The sequence below is a fragment of the Providencia hangzhouensis genome (genome assembly GCF_029193595.2).
Lineage (GTDB): Bacteria > Pseudomonadota > Gammaproteobacteria > Enterobacterales > Enterobacteriaceae > Providencia > Providencia hangzhouensis.
On sequence record NZ_CP135052.1, the window covers coordinates 1,704,219 to 1,725,602 of the forward strand.

The 21,384-nt window shown below is 38.2% G+C and carries 22 protein-coding genes; 14 read left to right on the forward strand and 8 right to left on the reverse strand.

The window, feature by feature from the left end; genetic code table 11:
• The 7 genes from PZ638_RS07465 to PZ638_RS07495 form a co-directional block, all read right to left on the reverse strand.
• On the reverse strand, positions 1-690 hold the full coding sequence (locus PZ638_RS07465; RefSeq protein WP_275612111.1) for a fimbrial biogenesis chaperone: 690 nt from the start codon (positions 688-690) through the stop codon (positions 1-3).
• A 49-nt stretch (positions 691-739) separates the two neighbouring features.
• Positions 740-1,330 (reverse strand): fimbrial protein, encoded by a 591-nt coding sequence (locus tag PZ638_RS07470; protein WP_036958998.1) that lies wholly within the window; start codon positions 1,328-1,330, stop codon positions 740-742.
• A gap of 419 nt (positions 1,331-1,749) precedes the next feature.
• Positions 1,750-3,027: a TRAP transporter large permease gene (locus PZ638_RS07475; RefSeq protein ID WP_004264925.1), complete on the reverse strand. Its 1,278-nt coding sequence runs from the start codon at positions 3,025-3,027 to the stop codon at positions 1,750-1,752.
• A complete protein-coding gene (locus PZ638_RS07480) occupies positions 3,018-3,497 on the reverse strand; it encodes a TRAP transporter small permease (protein ID WP_004264924.1) in 480 nt (159 codons plus the stop codon). The genes PZ638_RS07475 and PZ638_RS07480 overlap by 10 nt, the downstream gene beginning before the upstream one ends.
• Positions 3,498-3,574: 77 nt before the next feature.
• Complete coding sequence (locus PZ638_RS07485) at positions 3,575-4,579, reverse strand: C4-dicarboxylate TRAP transporter substrate-binding protein (protein ID WP_004264923.1); 1,005 nt, start codon at positions 4,577-4,579, stop codon at positions 3,575-3,577.
• A 51-nt stretch (positions 4,580-4,630) separates the two neighbouring features.
• Entirely contained in the window at positions 4,631-6,076 is a 1,446-nt protein-coding gene (locus tag PZ638_RS07490) for a tagaturonate reductase (RefSeq protein ID WP_172412247.1), read from the reverse strand.
• 364 nt (positions 6,077-6,440) lie between these two features.
• Positions 6,441-7,346 (reverse strand): GntR family transcriptional regulator, encoded by a 906-nt coding sequence (locus PZ638_RS07495; protein ID WP_094961710.1) that lies wholly within the window; start codon positions 7,344-7,346, stop codon positions 6,441-6,443.
• Positions 7,347-7,478: 132 nt separating this feature from the next.
• On the opposite strand from PZ638_RS07495, the gene PZ638_RS07500 reads away from it, so the two are divergent.
• Positions 7,479-8,507, forward strand: coding sequence for a zinc-binding alcohol dehydrogenase family protein (locus tag PZ638_RS07500; RefSeq protein ID WP_272674142.1), 1,029 nt, complete (start codon positions 7,479-7,481; stop codon positions 8,505-8,507).
• Between the two features lie 102 nt (positions 8,508-8,609).
• Here PZ638_RS07500 and suhB read toward each other — a convergent pair whose 3' ends face one another.
• Positions 8,610-9,413, reverse strand: a complete 804-nt coding sequence (suhB, locus tag PZ638_RS07505) for an inositol-1-monophosphatase (protein WP_004264919.1) — start codon at positions 9,411-9,413, stop codon at positions 8,610-8,612.
• Between the two features lie 123 nt (positions 9,414-9,536).
• Here suhB and trmJ point away from each other — a divergent pair, with 123 nt between their 5' ends.
• The 13 genes from trmJ (at position 9,537) to PZ638_RS07570 (ending at position 21,314) form a co-directional block, all read left to right on the forward strand.
• Positions 9,537-10,268: a tRNA (cytosine(32)/uridine(32)-2'-O)-methyltransferase TrmJ gene (gene trmJ, locus PZ638_RS07510; protein ID WP_004264918.1), complete on the forward strand. Its 732-nt coding sequence runs from the start codon at positions 9,537-9,539 to the stop codon at positions 10,266-10,268.
• Between the two features lie 119 nt (positions 10,269-10,387).
• Positions 10,388-10,885 carry a Fe-S cluster assembly transcriptional regulator IscR gene (gene iscR / locus PZ638_RS07515; protein WP_272674144.1) on the forward strand — a complete coding sequence of 166 codons (498 nt, stop codon included), beginning with the start codon at positions 10,388-10,390 and terminating at the stop codon, positions 10,883-10,885.
• Positions 10,886-11,006: 121 nt separating this feature from the next.
• Positions 11,007-12,221: an IscS subfamily cysteine desulfurase gene (locus PZ638_RS07520; RefSeq protein ID WP_004264915.1), complete on the forward strand. Its 1,215-nt coding sequence runs from the start codon at positions 11,007-11,009 to the stop codon at positions 12,219-12,221.
• Positions 12,222-12,245: 24 nt separating this feature from the next.
• The gene (gene iscU, locus PZ638_RS07525; RefSeq protein ID WP_004264914.1) at positions 12,246-12,632 is read left to right on the forward strand and encodes a Fe-S cluster assembly scaffold IscU; all 387 of its coding nucleotides are present in this window, start codon (positions 12,246-12,248) and stop codon (positions 12,630-12,632) included.
• A gap of 201 nt (positions 12,633-12,833) precedes the next feature.
• Positions 12,834-13,157, forward strand: a complete 324-nt coding sequence (iscA, locus tag PZ638_RS07530; protein WP_004264913.1) for an iron-sulfur cluster assembly protein IscA — start codon at positions 12,834-12,836, stop codon at positions 13,155-13,157.
• A gap of 88 nt (positions 13,158-13,245) precedes the next feature.
• Positions 13,246-13,767: a co-chaperone HscB gene (hscB, locus tag PZ638_RS07535; RefSeq protein ID WP_094961711.1), complete on the forward strand. Its 522-nt coding sequence runs from the start codon at positions 13,246-13,248 to the stop codon at positions 13,765-13,767.
• 12 nt (positions 13,768-13,779) lie between these two features.
• On the forward strand, positions 13,780-15,630 hold the full coding sequence (gene hscA / locus PZ638_RS07540; RefSeq protein WP_144140278.1) for a Fe-S protein assembly chaperone HscA: 1,851 nt from the start codon (positions 13,780-13,782) through the stop codon (positions 15,628-15,630).
• Between the two features lie 2 nt (positions 15,631-15,632).
• The gene (gene fdx / locus PZ638_RS07545) at positions 15,633-15,968 is read left to right on the forward strand and encodes an ISC system 2Fe-2S type ferredoxin (RefSeq protein ID WP_004912660.1); all 336 of its coding nucleotides are present in this window, start codon (positions 15,633-15,635) and stop codon (positions 15,966-15,968) included.
• Positions 15,969-17,015: 1,047 nt separating this feature from the next.
• The gene (locus PZ638_RS07550; RefSeq protein WP_206277527.1) at positions 17,016-18,209 is read left to right on the forward strand and encodes an MFS transporter; all 1,194 of its coding nucleotides are present in this window, start codon (positions 17,016-17,018) and stop codon (positions 18,207-18,209) included.
• On the forward strand, positions 18,206-19,009 hold the full coding sequence (locus tag PZ638_RS07555; RefSeq protein WP_206277526.1) for a hypothetical protein: 804 nt from the start codon (positions 18,206-18,208) through the stop codon (positions 19,007-19,009). The genes PZ638_RS07550 and PZ638_RS07555 overlap by 4 nt, the downstream gene beginning before the upstream one ends.
• A 70-nt stretch (positions 19,010-19,079) precedes the next feature.
• Positions 19,080-19,280 (forward strand): Fe-S cluster assembly protein IscX, encoded by a 201-nt coding sequence (gene iscX / locus PZ638_RS07560; RefSeq protein ID WP_004912658.1) that lies wholly within the window; start codon positions 19,080-19,082, stop codon positions 19,278-19,280.
• 173 nt (positions 19,281-19,453) lie between these two features.
• Positions 19,454-20,749, forward strand: coding sequence for an aminopeptidase PepB (gene pepB / locus PZ638_RS07565; protein WP_094961731.1), 1,296 nt, complete (start codon positions 19,454-19,456; stop codon positions 20,747-20,749).
• Between the two features lie 112 nt (positions 20,750-20,861).
• Positions 20,862-21,314: an enhanced serine sensitivity protein SseB C-terminal domain-containing protein gene (locus tag PZ638_RS07570; RefSeq protein WP_164455461.1), complete on the forward strand. Its 453-nt coding sequence runs from the start codon at positions 20,862-20,864 to the stop codon at positions 21,312-21,314.
• The last annotated feature ends 70 nt before the right edge of the window (positions 21,315-21,384 follow it).

The following is a 21,384-nucleotide window of genomic DNA, read 5'->3' on the forward strand; positions in this document are numbered from 1 at the left end:
TTAAAGTTTAATGTTTTTAGATTTGAAAACACCATAGTCATCCACATACATTAAAATAAGATCGTGGCTTTTCATTGTTCCTTTAATAGGTAATTCTTTTTCAGACATATGGGCAATCATCGCAGAATCAATTAATGAATTATTTTTATCGTCCGATGGTGTGATAGCTGCAATAGTTAAATGGTATTGCGAGTTATTTTTAACTAATATGTTATTATTTTTAATCTGGTAGCTCGCATGATTAATGACTTCATCGGAGGATTCGGTTAGACCAATAGGACGATAAAAAATTTTAATTCGTGAGCGTGTGGCTAGCTGAATTGCATTTTTGCCTTTAGCAGATTCTGGAGTTTTAGGAATATCTAAAACATTTAAGAAAAATACACTTTCAACATTGTCAGAAAGTTTTCCGGGTATTTTTTTTATTTTTAATTGCTGACCTTGTAAACCTTCAATTTTAACAATAGGAGGGGACAAATAAAAAGGCGCTTCAGAATTCTCAGGTGTGGAATTTTCATCACCGTTATCAATCCATGACTGAACAAGAGACGATGTTTTGCTATTATTGGTTAATTGTACAGTAATACTATCAGCGTCAGCAGGATATATAATTCGAGTGCCTGTAATAATAACATTAGAAAATGTTGAGCTCGAAAATAAAATAGTGAGTAATAAAACTAGAGTTTTCATAATAGTATCCATTTAAAGCCAGGCTAATAAAAGCCTGGCTAAGTCATAATTATAAATAGGAAACTGTATATATTACATTTGATTGCAAAAGACCGACTTTGGCAGCAGTTGCATTAGTTTTATAATAACTGGCTATTAAATTGAGTGTAGCGCCTGTCGCGCCACCAGTGTCAGCCCCTGTAAGGTTAGTATCAAAGGCCACATTGAGTGGAATTGCGGTTGTTGGCGTGCTGGTTTTAGATAAACTAAATCCAACATTTTTAGCAACGGAAGCATCATTTTCATTGACGGAAGTATTCACTAAATACAAACCGGAAGGGGAAATATTACTTGATGAATAAAAGTGTAATTTCAGATTACTTACAGGAGTGCTCGCAGGTGCGCAATCAGAGAAAGTTAAAGAAAATTGTTTTTGATTTTTAGAAATAACCGTCGCGGCAGTGGTCCCTGCATCTGTTACGGTTATTGGGTCAAGAACAACAGTCATATCGGCACTATTTCCGCCATTAATTGTACAAGTTGTATCGCTTATTGCTCCAGAAATTGAAATAATTCCTCCAGCACTGTTAGTTATTGCAAGTGCTGAACCTGATATAACAGATAACGAAAGTAAAGACAGAGGTAGTATATATCTAGACATAATTAACCCCATAAGGTCAAAGTAAAATAAAGTGATATAACTTTGATTAACAGCTGAATGTAAATTAGCTGTGTTATTTTATGCTAGATATAAAGTATATTTTTTTCAAATTAAAAATTAAAAAAATATTTAATGAGATTAATGTCTTTTTTATATGCATGAATTTAATATGATATTGTTTTTCTAATTATGTCAGTGTGACTCGTAATAAGTGTAATTTTTTGATGATCAGTAGTTTATCTTTTTGAGTATTTCTTGTTGTGCATGTTATTGTGACAAGGATAAAGATCAATTAACTTAACAATAAACAAAAGTAATATTAATTTGTGAAATTAAATAAAATTTAATTTATAAAAAATTAATTGATAATAAAATGGCAAGTCATAGTTAATGACTTGCCATTGAGATATAATTTTATCTTATAAGCTAGGTAGGAAAGTCGTAAATACAGGCATAAAAGTGACTAAGAGTAATACGATAATTAATGCAAAGAACAGTGGCATGACCTCACGAATAAAGTCTGAAATACGTACACCAGTAATCGATGTGGCAACAAACATTACCGTTCCCATAGGGGGTGTTAAACATCCGATAGCTAAATTAAGGATCATGACAATGCCAAAATGGATAGGGTCAATTCCTAAAAGTTTTACTGTAGGCATTAATAATGGAACAAGGACAATAATTGCTGCATTACCTTCAATAAACATACCTAGAATTAAAAGCACCGCATTGACAATCATTAAGAAGACATATGGATTATCAGAGAAACTGGTCATCATTTTGGCAACATCTTGTGCCACTTGCTCGTTCGTCAATACCCATGCTAACGCAGAACAAGTCATAATAATGAGCATGATGCTTGCTGTTGAACGAGCTGTTTCTAAAAATGAGGCCGCAATGTCTTTTAACTTCATTTCACGATAAAAAAAGGTACCAATTACAATAACGTAAAGTACAGCAATAGCACCAGCTTCTGTCGGTGTAAAAATACCAAAGCGAATTCCGCCAATAATAACGAGGACTAAGAGGAAAGCTGACATTGCTCCTTTACCTGTTTGGTAAACTTCAGCAAATGTAGGCGCTTTGTCTCTAGCAGGTTTGTATCCACGTTTTTTGGCAATAAGATAAATTGTAACCATTAAAGCAACGCAGCACATTAAACCAGGAATGATCGCAGCCATAAACATCTTACCAATAGAGACATCGGCAACAAATCCATAGATGATTAATGCAATACCCGGTGGAATTATAGGTGTTATTAATGATCCTGCAGCAGTGACAGCGGCAGAGAAGCTTTTCCCATAACCTAATTTGGTCATTTCGGGTACTAACATTTTAGATAACATGGCACAGTCAGCAAGGTTAGATGCAGAGAGCCCGCCCATCATTGTACTTAATAATACGTTAGATTGGGCAAGTCCCCCTGGGTAGTGCCCAGACAGTGTGCCAGTAAATTTTAACATTCGGCTAGTGATACCCGTGTAATTCAAAAGGTTACCTAACAGAATGAAAAAAGGAATAGCAAGTAACGTGACATTTTCTCCTGCACCAATAATGCGCTGAACTGCAATAAGAGGAGATATATCACCAGCAGAAAAGAAATAAGTGAGTAATGCAATTAGCACACTTAAAAAAATGGGAACATTAATTAAAAAGCAGAATATTAATACAATACAGGCGATAATTACTGACATGGTTTATCTCCTTTTATTAATTTACTCATGTCTTCCAGTAAATGTTGGATAGAAAATAACACCATGATGGATGCGCCAATGGGAACAGAAAGGTCGATATAGTAATAAGAAACACCAATAATTGGTGTTATTTTATCTTCTGCGATAATCGAGAGTTCATATCCAAGATACCCAAAAATTGATAAAGCAATAATGGCCATAATATGTGTAATGACCGCGATAGCTAATTGTACTTTTTCAGGGAATAAAGAGGTAATAGCATCAATACTGACGTGCATTCTTTTACCCGCAGCGGATGCTGCTCCAATCATAACCAACCATATGTAGCAAATAATTAAAACTTCCTCACTCCACATTAAAGGGTCATTAAGAAGCCAACGCATAAATACAGCAAGAATGGTAATAATGACGATAGCGGCAACGGCAAGCGATGCCACTATATCACTTAATTTCCCCAGAAATTTAAACATAAAAGATCCTTGCGAGAATAATAGTCAACCATTTGTATTGTAAAAATATTGGCGGTGTTAACCGCCAAGTTATAGGGTTAATTATTAATAATATCTTGAGTTTGTTGATATAAATTCGCAGACCACTCAGGGAATTCATTATAGAAAGGCTTAGATTTTTCTTTGAAGAGCGCTCTGTCTACTTCAACAACAGTAACACCTTCACTTTTCATTTTCTCAATGATCTCTTTCTCTTGCTGTAAGACTAAATCTGTTAAGAATTGCCCAGCTTCATTTCCTGATTCAACTAAAGCCTGCTGAATATTTTCAGGTAATTTAGCGTAGGTTTTGCTGCCCATGACTAAGTTGGTTACGTTTTCTACATGGCCAGTTAGAATTAAGAATTTGGCAGCTTCATGGTGTTTTTGCCCATATAGCACTGGAATTGGGTTTTCTGCACCATCAATAATTTTGAGATTAAGTGCAGTATAAACTTCAGCTAAAGGTAATGGTGTTGGTGTGGCTCCCATTGCCTCTAAACCTTTAATTTGAATTTTATTGTTGGGGACGCGAATTTTTAAACCTTTTAGGTCATCTGGGGTTTGGATCATTTTATTGGCTAAGATATGACGTGAACCATATAGCCAATCTTTAGAAACCACATGAAGGCCTTTTTTGTCTAACTGTTGTTCTAAGGAACCATACCAAGGTGAGGCATTTAATTTAAAAATATCTTTATAAGATAGCCCTAAGTACGGCCCAAACATAATACCGTAATCAGGTACATAATCAGAAAAGAAGGCACCATCTGCTAAGGTAATTAATGGACTACCTAACTTCATTTGTTCGATGACATCTTTTTTAGAACCTAATTGTGAGCTTGGGTAAGGAATTAACTCACCTTCACCATTAGTTTTTTCATTGAATTTCTTTGCCCATTCGTGGATAGCTAAGTCAAAAGGCTCTCCGGGGTTATTTTCATAAGCGACTTTTAGCTTATATTTAGCATCGGCGAATGCGGCACCTGTCATGCTGCCCATTAATAGCATTGTGCTGAGTGTTAAGCTAAGAAATGTTTTTCCGTTTAATGTGCTCAGTTTCATAAAGGTATCTCCTGTAGGGGATTTATTGTTTTAAGTATTTAGTTTCTTTTTCTAACCAATGTATTTTTTGCGTAGCATTGCTTCTGTGCCACAATTCAGAATATCTGTGATTTTTTGGCTCACATCATCCTGTAATTGTGGTATTTCGTTGAGGTTTAATCCCCATAAATCAGACATTGCTAGCACATTTTCAGTCAGTTGTTTTACATTTGAGTCATAGAGCTCATTCCAAGCTTTAAAGCGTTCGAGTAAATAATCATCATCATTTAAAGGAATGAGTTGTTCACCCTGTTTTCCTCGATAGAAAACAATAAGTGCAGCAAGTGAAAATGAAATGCAATAAGGAATTTTATTGTATTGCTTAACATAAGAGATTAATTGAGGTAATAAACGAGTTTTAAATTTAGTTAGCGAGTTTAGAGAAATTGAAAGTAACTCATGCTCTATATATGGGTTATTAAAACGGTCAATTACTGCGGAGGCAAAAGCCATGAGCTCCGAAGGGCTTTGAGATAAAACAGGAATAACCTCATTATCAATTAAATCTTTGATGAAAGATAAAAAGATTGGGTTGGTAGTGACATCACGAACAGTTCGAATCCCTGCTAAATAAGCAACGGGAACCATCGCAGTGTGTGCACCATTTAAGATTGCAACTTTACGTTCTTTGTAGGGTTTTATGTCATCTACTACTTTGATATTTAATGGCAATTCATTTAACTTTAGCTTCTGCTCTAGTATTTTTGGCCCTTGAATAACAAATAAATAGAAATATTCAGCAGTGACGAGAAAATCGTCTTTATAGCCTAATTCTTTTTCCAGTTTTTCAATTTCATTTTTCGGGTAGCCAGTAACAATTCTATCGACTAACGTAGAACAAAACGTATTACTGCTATTTAGCCAAGCGATAAAATCCGTGGGAAGTTGCCAGTCTTGTGCATGTTGATTTACAAACTCTTGTAATTTATCGCCATTATAGTCAATTAGCTCACAGGGGATGATGAACAACCCTTTGCTACTATCGCCATTAAAATGTTGAAAGCGGTGAAATAAAAATTGAGTAAGCTTTGCAGGGAAACTACTTGCTGGTGTATCTTCTAAGCGTACGTCGTGCTTATATACGATCCCTGCTTCCGTAGTATTAGAGAAGATCCATTGTAATTCGGGATTTTCTGCACACTTTAAAAATTTATCGTATTCAGAATAAATAAGTATTTCACGGTTAACCGAATTAATAATCCTTATATTAGAAACGCTTTGTTTTTGTTCATTAATTCCCCTGGTGATGGCAGTATAAAGTCCATTTTGTTGATTAATTGAGGGATGAGATGAGTCAATTGGCCTGACAAGCGTAATGCCACTATTGAAATCTGTCTTTTCATTCAGTTGGTCAACCATCCAGTCGATAAAAGCACGTAAAAAATTACCTTCTCCGAATTGTAAAATTCTCTCTGGGTATTGCTTATTAGCCATTGACTGTCTATTTAAGTAATCCATGACCATTCCTCTAGTTATTATGTGTATTAATCATCTGGTGTTGATTCAGACTAGAAGTATTTTTTTCTATGGACTATTAATTGCATCAATTTTGTGGAATGAATGGCTTTTTGATGTTTTTAATGTGTTTTTTATCAGTTAAAAACAGATGAATTATTGATAGATTAAATCTGTTCAATAAATATGTCTTTTAATTAATTGAAATATAGTGATAATTTTATTTTCTATAATTTTTGATAATAATAATTTTATAATTAAGCTGTTTTTTTACTGAAAAATTCAGGTTTTGTTTGATGTGTACCATTATAGACCCAAAGAAATAATTCGTCATTGGCCATCCATTGGCCTTGTAAACTAATGTTATTTATTCATAAGTTTGCTGTATGGAGTTGATCATAGTTCGTTTAGCGGTATCTAAATGATGTCTAAGTTCATTCATCGCGACAATATCATTACGGCTAATTAACGCACTTAAAATGGTCATGTGTTCTTCAATTGCAAGTACATTTCTTTCTTTTAAATCTGATTCATCCCATTGATATTGAAAATGAAATATCACAGTGATGATTTCAAGAGATTGATTAAAAAATGGGTTGTTGGCACCCGATAAAATAAGGCTATGTAGTTCATAATCTAGTTGAGAAAATTCGCGGTAATTGATAGTAACGGTTTCACGCAGTGTTCTATGCTTGAGTAATAGCTCTTTCGCTAAAATCCAACGATGGTCATCTGGTGGTAAATTTAAAAAATGAGTCAATGCATTGGTTTCTAGTAACTCCCTAAACTCAAAAAGTTTTTCTGCGTATTCACGTGAAAACTTCATCATATGCCAATTTCCTCGGTGGGTGTTTTTAATTAACCCATAACGGGAAAACTCCACTAAGAACTCCCGAACAACACTAGAACTTACATGACTTTTTTTTGCTAATTGTAATTCAGTAAAAGTATCTCCGGGCATTAATTCTTTGCGTTTAATCATTTGATAAAACGCTTTTTCGAATAAGACGATTTGTTGATCAGGGAGACTTGATTCAACAGGAAAGAAATCAGTTTTATTGGGATAGCGAATGACATGATATTCATTCCCTTGTTTTTCAATGATTTTCTTTTCTAATAAATATTCGAGGGTATGTCTCACGGTGGTTCGACTGATATTAAACATCTCTGCTAAAGAAGATTGTGAGGGGAAGGGGGATGTTAATAAATTTTTATGTATGGCATCTAAGAATTCATTAATTGACCCATAGCGTATATTTTTACTCCTCACCATTTAAATACTCCTTGAATCTGATTTTTATTCTTTAAAGACCGATTTAAAACCGATTTAAAAACATTTAATCACAAAATTCGGTTGTTAATTATCTAGTCTATGTTTTTTAAATTAAAAAAGACAGATAAATTGATGGAGGGAAATATGAAACAATTGATTTGCCAAGAACCTAAACAATTAGTCTATCAACAAGTTGTTGAACCTACAGTTCAAACTGGGCACGTAAAAATAAAAATTCATGCGGTTGGTATATGTGGAACTGATATTCATGCATGGGGAGGAAACCAGCCATTTTTTCAATATCCACGAGTATTAGGACATGAAATTTCTGGAACTATTTGTGAGGTTGCATCAGATATCACGCAGTGGAAAGTCGGGCAACGTGTTGCGGTGATGCCTTATGTCGCATGTTACGAATGTGGTGCATGCAAGGAAGGAAAAACAAATTGTTGCGAAAAAATTTCAGTTATTGGCGTTCACGAAGACGGGGGTTTTTGTGAATATTTAAATGTTCCAGAGAAAAATGTATTAGCGATTGAAGACACTGTCACAGATATTGATGGCGCCTTGATCGAACCATTTTCAATCAGTGCTCATGCCGTCAGGCGTGCGCAGGTTAAAGCGCAAGATACTGTTTTAGTCGTAGGGGCTGGACCGATAGGGCTTGGCGTTGCTGCAATTGCCAAAGCGGATGGTGCTAACGTATTAGTGGCTGATACCAGTGAGGCACGTCGCCAACATGTTGAAAAGGTCTTAGGCTTAAAAACGTGTGACCCAGCGGCTGAAAATTACTTATCAAGCATTGAAGGCCATTTTTCAGGCATGCTTGCTGAGAAAGTCATTGATGCTACGGGGAATCAACACGCAATGAACACCGCGGTGAATTTAATTCGTCATGGTGGTTTAATTGTATTTGTTGGCCTATTTAAAGGTAATTTATCGTTTCCAGACCCCGATTTCCATAAAAAAGAGACAACAATGATGGGGAGTCGTAATGCAACGCCTGAAGACTTCAATAAAGTTGCAAGATTAATGGCTGAAGGTAAGTTATCTAGTGGGATGATGCTAACACACCAATTTGACTTTGATACCATTGGTGATGTTTATGAAAGTGATGTCATTGATAATCGTGAATTAATTAAAGGTGTTATTTTGTTTTAAATAGCAATTTATTTTAAACAAGCATTTATTTTAAATAACAACAAAAACCCACAATAAGAGTGGGTTTTTGTTTGACGCTAATTTATTTCTAGTCTGAATGAATTAGCGTTTCAATGCTTCCGATAACTCATCTTTCATGACTGACAGTATGTCTCTAACAACACGTGGGCTACCAGCGACTAAGTTACCAGATGCGATATAATTATGGCCGCCAATAAAGTCAGTCATGATACCGCCAGCTTCACGCATGATTAGCTCGCCGCCTAAGAAATCCCATGGTTTTAAGCCGATTTCAAAGAATGCATCAACACGACCAGAAGCAACATAACACAGGTCTAACGCCGCAGAACCCGTACGACGGAAATCAGCGCATTTGTCGAACATTGCGGTCATGATATTCATATATACCGCAGCGTGCTGTTTTTGTTTGAAAGGGAAACCTGTCGCAACGATAGCGCCATCAAGGTCACGCTTTTCATCAATGCGAATACGATAACCGTTAAGCTGAGCGCCTTGTCCACGTACTGCGCTAAATAATTCATTACGCATTGGGTCGTAGACAACAGCAACTTCTGTACGGCCTTTAACGCGTACAGCGATAGAAACAGAAAAATGAGGGAGGCGTTTTGTGAAGTTGGTGGTGCCATCCAGTGGATCGATTACCCATTGAATATCATCATCTTTACCAATTAATTCACCGCTCTCTTCAGTGATAATAGTGTGGTCTGGATATGACTTGCGGATGATTTCAATGATCAGTTGCTCAGATTCTTGGTCAACGTTAGTAACGAAATCGTTAGTGCCTTTCTGAGTGACTTTAATGTTGCTAGGCATTTCATAGTTTTTAGCTATGTGATTACCGGCCTTACGTGCTGCACGTATGGCGATGTTAAGCATCGGATGCATGGGCTTTTTCCACTGGAATGTTAAAGAACGAAAAACTTGAGTGCCGAAGTATATAGATGTTCGTCACAATAAGCAATTTTGTGTTAAGCTATTGCGATAATTTTTTTATGAAACGTATAAACCATGTTAGATAATATCCGTATTGTTCTTGTTGAGACCTCACACACTGGTAATATGGGCTCAACGGCCCGCGCAATGAAAACCATGGGGCTTTCTAATCTTTATCTTGTTAACCCTCTTGTTGAACCAGACTCACACTCTATTGCGCTTTCTGCGGGAGCAAGTGATGTTATTGGTAATGCGACAATCGTTAAAACTCTCGACGAAGCTTTAGAAGGCTGTAAACTAGTGATCGGCACTAGTGCGCGTTCTCGTACTTTATCTTGGCCGATGGTTGAGCCCCGTGAATGTGGCGTTAAATCTGTTGAGCAATCCAAAGAATCGCCGGTTGCGATTGTTTTTGGTCGTGAGCGAGTGGGGTTGACCAACGAAGAATTACAAAAATGTCAGTATCATTTATATATCCCAACGAATCCTGAATACGGTTCTTTGAATTTAGCGATGGCGGTTCAGTTGGTGAGTTATGAGATACGTATGGCGTATCTTTCAATGAATGAAAAAAATACGGTAATTTCCGCCGATGATGAGGTAGAATACCCGCCGTCAGAAGATGTTGAGCGGTTTTATGTCCATCTTGAAAGCGTATTGAATGAATCCGGTTTTATACGTAAAGCCCACCCTGGCTTAATTATGAATAAATTACGCCGTTTATTCACTCGAGCGCATATCGAAACCCAAGAGTTACATATCCTGCGGGGTATTTTAACGTCAATGGAAAAATGGGCGAAAAAGTGAGGCGAAATCCGTGGTAAAAGCAGGTGAATAATACTTGAGTAAATTAGTCAGGTAAATAGTTGACTAAATTACTCAGGAATGTCACAATCTGACCATAATTTACCACGGAGTAATATCTTATGAGACTCACTTCCAAAGGGCGTTACGCAGTAACTGCGATGTTAGATGTCGCGTTACACTCTCAGTCAGGTCCAGTGCCTTTAGCTGACATTTCTGAACGTCAGGGAATTTCCCTCTCTTATCTTGAGCAACTTTTCTCTCGTTTACGCAAAAACGAGTTGGTTTCGAGTGTGCGCGGTCCAGGCGGCGGTTATTTGCTTGGTAGAGACGCAGACCAAATCTTTGTTGCTGAAGTAATCGCTGCGGTAGATGAATCTGTTGACGCCACCCGTTGCCAGGGTAATAAAGAAGGTTGCCAAAATGGCGATCGTTGTTTAACTCACGCATTATGGCGCGATTTAAGCGATAGAATTACAAGTTTCCTTAGCAGCATTAGCCTTGATGAGCTGGTTAAAAACCAAGAAGTCATGGTTGTTGCTGATAGACAAGATAACGAACAGCGTAAAACCATGCCAAATGGGATTACACCTGAATCGATTATCAATATACGTGCTTAAAAATATTAAAAAAATTGCAGTCGGTACATTTTGGTGAGTTGTTAGACGAAGAGCTAATTTCCGCTATTTGTATCTTTAAAAATTAAAGGCAAGTTACCTTGTCCTTTGGAGTAAGTGAGCAATGAAATTACCAATTTATCTTGATTATTCAGCAACAACACCGGTTGACCCGCGTGTGGCTGAAAAAATGATGCAATGTTTAACAATGGATGGGAACTTTGGTAACCCAGCGTCCCGTTCTCATCGTTTCGGCTGGCAAGCGGAAGAAGCGGTAGATATTGCTCGCAATCAAATCGCCGAATTAGTGGGCGCTGACCCGCGTGAAATCGTGTTTACTTCAGGCGCAACTGAGTCTGATAACTTAGCGATTAAAGGCGCTGCTAATTTCTATAAAAAGAAAGGCAACCACATTATTACCTGTAAAACGGAACACAAAGCCGTTTTAGATACCTGCCGCCAATTAGAGCGTGAAGGTTTTGAAGTGACTTACCTGTCACCGCAAAGCAACGGTTTAATTGCTATGCAAGACCTACAAGACGCTATCCGTGAAGACACTATTTTAATTTCTATTATGCATGTTAATAATGAAATTGGTGTAGTGCAGGATATAGAAGCTATTGGTGAATTATGCCGTAGCAAAGGGATTATTTTCCACGTCGATGCAACTCAAAGCGTGGGCAAGTTGCCCATCGACCTGAATGCGTTAAAAGTTGATTTAATGTCGTTCTCTGCGCACAAACTCTATGGCCCAATGGGCATTGGTGCACTGTATGTCCGCCGTAAACCTCGTGTTCGCCTTGAAGCGCAACAGCACGGTGGTGGCCATGAGCGCGGTATGCGTTCTGGGACATTACCTGTACACCAAATCGTTGGTATGGGCGAAGCTTACCGTATTGCCAAAGAAGAAATGGCTGCGGAATCTGAGCGTTTACGCGGTTTACGGTTACGTTTGTGGAACGGTATTAAAGATATCGAAGAAGTTTACCTCAATGGTGATTTAGAACACGGTGCGCCGCACATTCTGAACGTCAGCTTCAACTATGTTGAAGGTGAATCACTGATGATGTCATTAAAAGATTTGGCTGTATCTTCAGGTTCTGCATGTACTTCTGCAAGCCTAGAACCTTCTTATGTACTGCGCGCTTTAGGGATGAATGATGAGCTGGCACATAGCTCAATCCGTTTCTCTTTAGGTCGTTTCACGACAGAAGAAGAAATTGACTATGCAATCAAAATGATTCATGGCGCAATTGGCCACTTACGCGAGCTGTCTCCTTTATGGGAAATGTTTAAAGACGGCGTAGATCTTAACAGCATCGAATGGTCTCACCATTAATCAGACGGTTTCAGGAGTTTAAAAATGGCTTACAGTGAAAAAGTTATCGATCATTATGAAAACCCACGCAACGTTGGTTCGTTTGACAACAGCGACCCAAGCGTCGGTAGCGGTATGGTAGGCGCACCTGCCTGTGGTGACGTCATGAAATTACAGATTAAAGTAAATGATGACGGCATTATTGAAGATGCACGTTTTAAAACTTATGGTTGCGGTTCAGCAATTGCTTCAAGTTCACTCGTGACTGAGTGGATGAAAGGCAAAAGTTTGGACGAAGCAGAGTCAATCAAAAATACAGCCATTGCAGAAGAGTTAGAATTACCACCAGTGAAAATTCACTGTTCAATTCTAGCGGAAGACGCAATTAAAGCTGCTATTGCTGATTACAAAAGCAAACGCCAAAGCAAATAAGTTTTTAATCAGTCTATAGGGCAAGCCATATTAATAAATAACAACAAGTTATCGTCCTATAACTGGAACAATACTCATGCCTTCTAGGCTAAACATCGCTGAGTTTCTTAGCTTAGAAATAGGGTGGGTATAAAATAATTTGAAGGCGGATGCGACTCATGAGTAGCATCTGCCTTGTTTGTTTCTAAAGTGAGGTTTGCAATGTCTATTTCTCTTACAGAAAGTGCTGCGCAGCGTATTCAATCCTTTCTGCAAAATCGTGGAAAAGGCGAGGGCTTGCGTTTAGGTGTAAGAACTTCAGGTTGTTCAGGGATGGCTTATGTTCTTGAATTCGCTGATATAATTAATGAAGAAGACACGGTTTTTGAAGATAAAGGCGTGAAGGTCATCGTCGATGGCAAGAGCATTGTTTATCTTGATGGTACTGAGCTGGATTTCGTTAAAGAAGGCTTAAACGAAGGGTTTAAATTTAATAACCCTAACGTCAATAGTGAATGCGGATGCGGTGAAAGTTTTCACGTATAATGCGTTCAATTAAGCCTAATTTTCGGCCAATCTCACTAATATTAACTTGTTAGTGGCATTGGTAACCGGTTCGAGAAACTGAGCACCTATGGATTACTTTACTCTTTTTGGGTTGACCCCAACTTATGCCATCGATAGCGAACAACTGACGTTACGTTTTCAAGACTTACAGCGTCAATACCATCCTGACCGGTTTGCAACCTGTTCTGAACAGGAAAAAATGCAAGCACTGCAAAAAGCAGCAACCATTAATGCTGCCTATCAAGCCCTTCGTCACCCGCTAAAACGCGCGGAATATATGCTTTCATTACATGGTTTTGATATTAATAACGAACAACATACCATGCATGATACGGCATTTTTAATGGAGCAGCTTGAGCTACGTGAAGAGTTAGACAATATTGAAAACAGTGATGATGCACTTGATTTATTAGCTAAATTTATGCAAAACGTCAAACAAATGCAGCAAGCACGAAGCGCACTGATGGTGACAGAGTTAGATGCCATGCAGTGGGAAAAAGCCGCTGATACCGTACGTAAACTACGTTTTCTCGATAAGCTTCAGCAGCAAGCTGAGCAACTCGAAGAACGGTTACTAGATGAATTTTAAGAGAAAACGATTATGGCGTTACTACAAATCAGCGAACCCGGTATGACAGCAGCTCCGCATCAACGCAAATTGGCTGCTGGCATTGATTTAGGTACCACCCACTCTTTGATTGCGACAGTGCGCAGTGGTGAAGCTGCGGCTTTGCCTGACAATCAAGGGCGTTTTTTATTACCATCGATTGTTAATTATCAGCCTGAAAGCAAACTAGTGGGATGGGATGCTAAGCAACTTGCCGAGCAAGACCCAGTCAATACCATTATTTCAGTGAAACGCATGATGGGGCGTTCATTGGCCGATATTCAAAAACGCTACCCTGACTTACCTTATCAACTAAGTGCCAGTGAAAATGGTTTGCCATTTATTCAAACTGCGGCTGGCCAAGTCGACCCAATCCAAGTGTCTTCTGACATTCTAAGAACATTAGCAAAACGTGCAGAAGAAACCTTAGGTGGTGAAATGGATGGCGTAGTGATTACGGTGCCAGCTTATTTTGATGATGCACAACGCCAAGGTACAAAAGATGCGGCGCGCCTTGCAGGCTTACATGTATTACGTTTACTGAATGAACCGACTGCCGCTGCGATTGCTTACGGGTTGGACTCTGGGCAAGAAGGCGTGATTGCTGTTTATGACCTTGGTGGTGGTACTTTTGATGTTTCTATTTTGCGTTTAAGCCGCGGTGTATTCGAGGTGTTGGCAACGGGCGGCGATACTGCACTTGGGGGCGATGATTTCGACCAAGTACTGGCACAGTGGATTGCTGAGCAAGCAGGCGTTTCATTACAAGGCGATCATCATTTAAATCGTCAACTATTAAATGTGGCAACAGAAACGAAAGTTGCGCTCAGTGACGCAGATGCCGTGGCTATTCAGCTTGCCAATTGGCAAGGGGAAATTCGTCGTGAGCAGTTTGAAACGTTAATTGAAACTTACGTGAAACGTACACTGATGGCTTGTCGTCGTGCATTGAAAGATGCAGGTGTTGAGGCAGAAGAGGTGCTGAACGTTGTTATGGTTGGTGGTTCGACTCGCGTACCCTTAGTACGTCAAAAAGTTGGGGAGTTTTTTGGTAAATCACCACTGACATCCATCGACCCAGATAAAGTGGTGGCAATTGGCGCCGCAATTCAAGCCGATATTTTAGTAGGGAACAAGCCTGACAGCGAAATGTTGTTATTGGACGTGATCCCGTTATCCCTTGGTCTAGAGACCATGGGGGGATTGGTTGAAAAAGTGATCCCGCGCAATACGACGATTCCAGTTGCTCGAGCTCAAGAGTTTACCACATTTAAAGACGGCCAAACGGCAATGAGTGTGCATGTGGTGCAAGGTGAACGTGAAATGGTGGCAGATTGCCGCTCGTTAGCGCGCTTTACCTTACGTGATATTCCAGCAATGGCAGCCGGTGGGGCTCATATTCGCGTCACTTTCCAAGTCGATGCTGATGGGCTGTTGAGTGTCAGTGCTATGGAAAAATCCACTGGTGTAGAAGCCTCGATTCAAGTTAAGCCATCGTATGGGTTAACGGATAACGAAATTTCAAACATGATTAAAGATTCAATGACTAACGCGCAAGATGACTTAAATGCGCGCCGCTTAGCGGAGCAAAAAGTTGAAGCTGCAAGAGTGCTTGAAAGTTTAACGAGCGCATTAGCCCAAGATGGCAATTTACTGACGCCAGAAGAAGAGTCAGAAATTGATAATGCGGTCAATGAGTTAATTAAAGCGGTTGAGGGTACAGACCCAATCGTAATTGAAAATGCCATTAAACAACTGGATAAGCAATCGCAGGAGTTTGCAGCGCGTCGTATGGATACGTCCATTCGCCAAGCGTTGTCAGGCCATTCTGTGGATGAGATATAATTATGCCTAAAATAGTTTTTTTACCTCATAGTGATTTATGTCCAGACGGTGCTGTCGTTGAAGCACAAGAAGGCGAGTCTATTTTAAATGTTGCATTACGCAGCGGTATTGAGCTTGAGCACGCCTGTGAAAAATCCTGTGCTTGTACAACCTGTCATTGCATCGTTCGCGAAGGTTTTGATTCACTAGAAGAAAGTAGTGAACTCGAAGATGACATGTTAGACAAAGCATGGGGGTTAGAACCAGAAAGTCGTTTAAGTTGCCAGGCGTTGGTGACGGATGAGGATTTAGTGGTGGAGATACCACGTTATACTATCAATCACGCCCGCGAACACTAATGCTCGTTATATTTCGCGTTGTAGGGGTGTTGGCTTCTTTCGAGTACTTGGGTCACATACTTTTGTATGCTCCCCAAGATACTCTCAATTGCCGCCTACCTACAACACGAACTATTTAGAGCATTGAATAGTTTGTTATATTTCGCGTTGTAGGGGTGTTGGCTTCTCTCGAGTACTTGGGTCACATACTTTTGTATGCTCCCCAAGATACTCTCAATTGCCGCCTACCTACAACACGAACTATTTAGAGCATTGAATAGTTTGTTATATTTCGCGTTGTAGGGGGGTTGGCTTCTTTCGCTAACCCTAGTCACATACTTTTGTATGCTCCCCAAGATACTCTCAATTGCCGCCTACCTACAACACGAACTATTTAGAGCATTGAATAGTTTGTTATATTTCGCGTTGTAGGGGGGTTGGCTTCTTTCGCTAACCCTAGTCACATACTTTTGTATGCTTTCCAAGCTACTCTCAATCGCTGCCTAGCTACAACGTGAATTATTTAAAAAATCAAAATACATGTTATGCTTCACGCTGTAGCGTTGTTGGCTTCTTTCGTTAACCCTAGTCACATACTTTTGTATGCTCTCCAAAATACTCTCATTTGCCGTCTAGCTACAATGTGAATTATTTAAAAAATAACAGTAAATCGTCCTTAATATTTATTCATATATGTAATAAGAGTGATTTTTTGTATTTTAATATTTTCCTTATTATTTTCTTTTGTTTTTTTTTGAAAGTGAAATGCAACTCTTAATATTTTATTTAATTTTAATAAATTAATTATTTATATGTTATGAAATTCTTTTGTTTTATTTTCTTGATGATTTAAAGTTAGTAATTAAATTATCACTTTGTGCGCTTTATTTTTTATGTTATAGATAATATCGATATTGAGTGGTTATTTTTGGCTTAAAAGATAATGATTTAATGATTTAATGATTTAATGATTTAATGATTTAATGATTTAATGATTTAATGATTTAATGATTTAATGATTATGTAAATGCTAATTAAATAAAGTTAGAGATAAAAAGGAACTTTATCATGAAATGGAAATATCGGTTTGGCGTATCACTTGGCAATATGCTCGAACATTACGATATTGCAGTGTTTGCTGCAATATCCGTTTATCTTATTAAAGAATTAAACAAGCTGAATATAGAAAATGCACCTGAAATTATTTGGGGGATATTCGCCTTGAGATATATATTACGGCCCTTTGGTGGATACGTTATTGGCCGCTTTGCCGATAAATCAGGAAAGAAATCAGCTTTAATTTTAACAAGTATGGTGACGGGTTTTGCAACATTACTAATGGCTTTGTTGCCTATTGAATTATTAGGTAAGTATACGCCGATAATAATACTGATGTTACAATCTGCATTATGTTTTAGTTTTGCTGGAGAATATCCATCATTAATTAATTATCTACTGTATAATTGCCCTGAAAATGAACGTTCAAGAATTTCTGCTTTAACAGCTATAAGTTCATTATTGGGTTTTACAATGGCATTTTTGGTCATTTATATATTAGAAAATACATTGACGATTAAAGAAATGGAAGATATTGGTTGGCGTATTCCTTTATTACTTGGTTTAATAAATATTTTTATCAGTTTTTGGTTTAGGAGTAGGTTACCCGACCAGCCGACTATTGCTATAGAGCAGCGAAAAGTTGAAATGAGAAGGGTTTTAAGTATTTTCATTGTAGCGATACCTGCGACAGTCACCTTTTATACCCAAAATATATCATGGTCTTTAATTCTAGAATATTTACCATTAGGTGAGAACAAAAAATATTACTCTTTGCTATCATCATTATTGTTACTGATTTCTGTATTTGTTTGTTCTTGGATAACGGATAAAGTTAGTTCGCCAGTGAAAGTTTTTAATATTGGAGTTACAGCTCTAATTGTTTTATCTATTCCGCTATATTATATGATGACATTGGGTGAGGTTTGGTTAATTATATTATCTCAAATTATCATGACTATTTATATAGCCATGATTTGGTGTAATTCTGCTGTTATCCTTGTTCAGGCTTCAGGTGGTAAAGTATCAACGTTAGGGGTTGGCTTTAATTCTACGGCTGTAATATTCGGTGGTTTAACTCCATTAGTTATTAATCAGTTACTAGGGTTAGGAATGGTGTATGTAGGAGTATTTTTGTGCTGTTGTGGTTTTGTTTTTTTACTTAATTGGAAGGTTAACAAAATAGCTAATAAGGTGACCTCATGAATATAGAAAGTAATTTTATAGAGAATACATGTAATGAATTAAAAAAAGATTTTATGAGTGTTTTTGATTGGAGTGAAATAGATGTTACTATCAATAAAATAGATGTTAAAAAAAAGTGTGTAAATATCATATCTAATAATTATGAGTGGCAGTTAATAGCTTGGGGCGATGATTTAGATTTACTGGTTAATGAGAGATTGAAATCTAGAATTCAATATTGGGATTCTTATACTAGCCCATTTAAAAAAACGTTGGCAAAGGCCGAAAAAAATAAATTCAAAATAGATATTTGTAATAGATATGGGGATATTTTTGAAATTACAACAATAAATGCTAATAGGCAATTGACGTTGTCTGATATGATCCAATTTTACAGTTTAAAACCGATTTTAGCAGATTATGCTCATAGAATATGGTCAAAAGCCCCTGAGCTGTTATTACCTCTCAGAGCATGTGTTCCTATGGCTTCGGAGCTAGAAGGTATAAAAAGCAATGAAAGATCTCAGCTATTATCTGAACACAAATATATGCGTTTTGGCCATATTCGTTTTACACGAAAAGAGATGATAACCATACGCCTACTGCTTTCGCACTGTAAGGTAAAAGAAATCAGTTATATTCAAGGTTGTTCAGAAGCCAGTGAAAATAGACGAATTCAAAAGATCAAAGAAAAGTTGGGGTTCCCTTATGTTTCATCAAGCGGCTTGTTTACAGCATTAAAAGAGCAAGGTATTACACTAGCTTGTTTGGAAACACTTATCGATTTACCTCTCACAAACAGTATAATGAAGAATAACTGAAAAAGATCCGTTGGTATGATTCAAAGGGCTATAATTCGAAAAATAGTTGTTCATATAATGAGAGAAAATGATGAGTTTAAAATGGTCAAATAGCCGTGAAATCGGTGAAGCACTGTATGACGCATTTCCAGATGTTGATCCAAAAACGGTGCGCTTTACCGATATGCACCAGTGGATTTGCGATTTAGAAGAATTTGATGATGATCCGCAAAAATCGAACGAGAAAATCCTAGAAGCGATTTTGTTAGTTTGGCTGGATGAATTCGAATAAGTAGGGTTTTCCCCTAAAAACCGAGTGACTGCCAGAAATAGTGCTCGGTTTTTTATTTTATATCAGCACTATAATGATATCCCTATTGGTATTTATCAGTTAAGGTAATGCCATCTGCCGACAGAATAAATGGGCTTTTACTGTCTGCAAAAATAGACAAAGTGAGAAAAACGATGACAAAACAAATTATGCCAGTAATGATTTCTTGTGAGCCTGCTGCACCTTGTTGGGGCGAAGGCGCATTGTTAAGCTCTAGCGATAAAGGGATGACAATCCACCTGAAACATGCAGGTAAATTATGTGCAGTACAAAGCGCTGGCCGTAAATTAGATGGCCAAGGGATCCGCAATGTAGCTTTGACTGGCGAAGGCTGGGATTTAGAAAAAAGCTGGGCATTTTGGCAAGGTTTTCGTGCGCCAAAAGGGGCTAGAACGATTGAATGGCCAGTACTGCCAGAAGCGGATCGCAAAGAGTTAGAAAACCGTATTCGTACCATTGATTGGGTACGTGATGTGATTAACGCACCGGCAGAAGAGTTAGGCCCAGAACAACTCGCACAACGCGCCATCGATTTACTCTGCACTGTCGGCGCACAAGACATTAGCTACCGTATTATTAAAGGTGATGATTTATTAGAACAAGGCTATACCGGTATTCATACGGTTGGTCGTGGTTCAAGTCGTCCACCTGTATTTTTGGCGTTGGATTACAACCCAGGAGCCAACCCAAATGCCCCTGTATTTGCTGCGTTAGTGGGTAAAGGAATTACTTTCGATTCAGGCGGTTATAGTATCAAACCATCATCCTCAATGAATTCAATGAAAGCCGATATGGGTGGTGCAGCAACATTAGCAGGTTCATTGGCATTGGCGATTTCACGTGGCTTACAAAAACGTGTGAAAATGTTCTTGTGCATTGCTGACAATATGGTTAGCGGCAATGCATTCAAATTGGGTGATATTATTCGTTACCGCAATGGTAAATCCGTTGAAATAATGAATACAGATGCTGAGGGTCGTTTAGTCCTAGCCGATGGCCTGATTGATGCGAGTAAAGAAAAACCAACGTTAATTATTGATGCAGCAACCTTGACGGGCGCAGCGAAAACTGCCGTGGGTAATGACTACCATTCTGTATTGAGTTTCGATGACAAGTTAGTTGCTGATTTAATGAGCGCTTCAGACGCTGAGTTTGAACTGTTCTGGCGTTTACCACTGGCAGAGTTCCATCGCCAGCAATTACCGTCTGGTTTTGCGGATTTGAACAATATTGCGGCACCATCGCACACAGCAGGCGCAAGCACCGCTGCGGCATTTTTATCGCATTTTGTCGAAAATTATCGTCAAAATTGGGTGCATATTGACTGCTCAGCGACTTACCGTAAATCTGCAGTTAGCTTATGGGCAGAAGGCGCAACGGGTATAGGTGTAAGAACATTAGCTAACTTATTAATCAGTAAATCAAAGTAGCGAATGTTTGATTGATAACAGGCACGGGAAGGTGACTTTTCGTGCCTATTTTTTTACCTTGACGTATTTGCGAGTATAATAAGCGATTATTTTTAATAGCAGGGGATTGGCAATGTCGCAGCAATCGAATAATAACAGTTCCAACCAAGAAACTGAGATCCAATTTACTGAATTAACAGTGCCGAAAGGTTCATCACTTAAATTAAGTGTGTTAGAAGATCAGCCACAAGCCATTGTTGACGCGCTTACTGAATTTTTTAAACAACACAAAGTGGTCAGACGCGGTTTCATGGTCTCCGCAACAGAGAGCGATACTGCTGAAGAAACGCCTATCTTAATGATAGCGCTGGAGTTTACCACAGGAGCAGAAAATATTGATTCAATTATCCATGAGGCTGGGACGCTTGCTTGTGAGTTTTTAGCCGATGACGAGTCTATTGATTTTTGTGTGGTGAATGAAAATGAACAAGGTGTTAGCCATTTTATTACTCAACACGTTCAGCCTTTTTACCAGCGTCGTCTTGGTAGCTTCTTGCGGGACACAATCCCAGTAAAAAACACCTAATAATTCCATGTATAGAGTGAGGGAAATATTTTTTCTCACTCATAAAATGCATATTGCTCATTGATTAAAT